This is a genomic window from Candidatus Viridilinea mediisalina, from assembly GCF_002532535.1.
Taxonomy (GTDB): domain Bacteria; phylum Chloroflexota; class Chloroflexia; order Chloroflexales; family Chloroflexaceae; genus Viridilinea; species Viridilinea mediisalina.
The window spans coordinates 1-2,078 of record NZ_NQWI01000254.1 but is presented as its reverse complement, the minus strand read 5'-3'; the positions used below and the strand labels follow the sequence as shown (position 1 = coordinate 2,078).

1 protein-coding gene is annotated in these 2,078 nt (G+C 69.0%); it reads left to right on the top strand.

All coding sequences use genetic code 11. The features are described from left to right. On the top strand, positions 1 to 1,836 hold a 1,836-nt coding region (locus tag CJ255_RS21810; RefSeq protein ID WP_133117023.1), incomplete at its 5' end, for a tetratricopeptide repeat protein. Positions 1,837 to 2,078: the final 242 nt, after the last annotated feature.

Sequence of the window (2,078 nt, the reverse complement as noted above, 5' to 3'; positions counted from 1 at the left end):
TCGCTCGACTACTCGCTGCGCCGCTTGAGCCATGAGCAGCGGGCGCTGCTGCCGCTGCTCGCCCCCTTTGAGGGTGGGGCACTAGAGATCCAATTGCTAGAGATTAGCGAGCTACCCGCAGCGACCTGGCAGCCGCTGCGTGATGCGCTCGAACGCGCCGCGCTGCTCAGTGTTGAACACATCCCTAACATAAACCCACCCTACCTCCGCTTCCACCCCATCCTCGCACCGGCGCTGCGCGCCCGCCACGGCGAGCCGCAGCAGTTGCTGGAACGCTACGCCACGCGCTACGCCGAGTTGGCTGAGTGGCTCTATCACGAAGACGACCGCAACCCCATGGCGGTACGCGCCCTGGTGCAGCGCGAACTGCCCAACCTGCGCCGCGCCCTGGGCCTGCTCGAGCGCCAGCAGGCCCAGGAGCAGGTGGTGGTGATGGCGAATCAGATAGCCAGGTTCCTCAACGACTTCGGCATGGGCCGCGAGTTGGTGCGGCTACGCGAAGTGCAAGCGGCGGCAGCGGCCCACCTGCAAGCGGCAGCGGGCTTGAGCCGCGCCGCCTACCTGCAGGCGTATGGCGCGGGCGAGGATGCCTTTAACCGGGGCGACCTGCCACGCGCCTACCAGCTCTTCAGCCAACTGCACGAACGCATTCGCCAGCAGCCCGCTGGCGCAGCGCGCGGCCCCGGCTCCTATGAGGAGTCTCTCACCCTGGCATGGCTGGCGCGCTGCCTTCGCTTGGGCGGGCAACCCGCCGCCGCCGAGCAGCGGCTGCGGGCGGCGCTGGCGCTGGTTGAGGCGTTGATCGCCCAAGCGCCGGAGGACAAGCTCAACATCCGCCAGCGCGGGGGGCTGCTCACCGAGTTGGGCGATGCGCTGGGCGACCAGGGGCGCTACGCGGCGGCACGCGAGGCGTATGAGCAGAGCTTGGATCTCAAACGTACACTTGGCGGCGACCCGCGTGGCGAGGGGGTGGTTCTCGGCCAACTCGGCACCCTGGCGCTCAGGCAGCGCGACTATGACGCGGCGACACGGCGCTATCAAGAGGCGCTGGCGCTCTTCCGCCGCCTCGACGAGCCAAGCGCCGAAGCGACAGCCTACCACCAGTTGGGCCGGGTCGCCGAAGAGCAACGCAATTGGGCCGCCGCCGAGGGCTACTACCGTGAGAGTCTTACGATCGCAGAGCGCCACAACGACCAGGCGGGCGCGGCGACGACCTGCAACGAGTTGGCGATCGTCGCTGAAGGCGCGGGCCGCCCCGCCGAGGCGGAGGGCTGGTATCGGCGGGCGTTGGCGCTTGATGAGCAGGTGCAGCCTGATAGCGCCTTACACGCCAGCCACCTCAGCAACCTCGCCGACCTCCTCGCCACCGAAATACGCGCCGGGCGCATGGCGGCCACACGCCTCAGCGAGGCGCAGGGCTACGCGGCGCGGGCGCTGGCGATCCGCGAGCAACTTGATGCCTCATCTGAAATCTGGAAGATCCTGAGCATCCTCGCCACCCTCGCCGACCTGGCGGGCGACACTGCTGCCGCCGCCGCCTACCGCCGCCGCGAGCGTGAAACCTTCGCGCAGTTTGCAGGGAACCGCTACCACATTGACCAGCAGTTTGGCCCCTTGATCCAGGCGATTGTCGCCGCCGCGCAGGGCGACGGGGCGGCGCGGGTAGGTGTGGAAGAACGACTTCCCCAACTGGAAGCCAAGGGCTGGCTCATCGCCGAGGCGGTGCGGCGCATCTGGGCGGGCGAACGCGCGTGGCACGGGCTGTGCGAGGGGCTGGATAGCCAGGATGCGCTGCTGGTGTTGCGGGTGTTGGAGGAGGTGGGGGGGGAGGGATGAGGGATGAGGGATGAGGGATGAGGGATGAGGGGGGAGGCGGGGAGGCGGGGAGGCGGGGAGGCGAGGAGGCGGGGAGGCGTGAGGCGGGGAGGGGGGAGGCGGGGAGGCGGGGAGGCGGGGAGGCGGATGTTGTTGATTGCCCCGTTGCGTTGCCACCCTGAGAGGCCGTAGGTAGTGCCGACGTTAGTCGGCTCCCATCGCTGCCAAAGACCTCAGCCGACTAACGTCGGCACTACGATGCC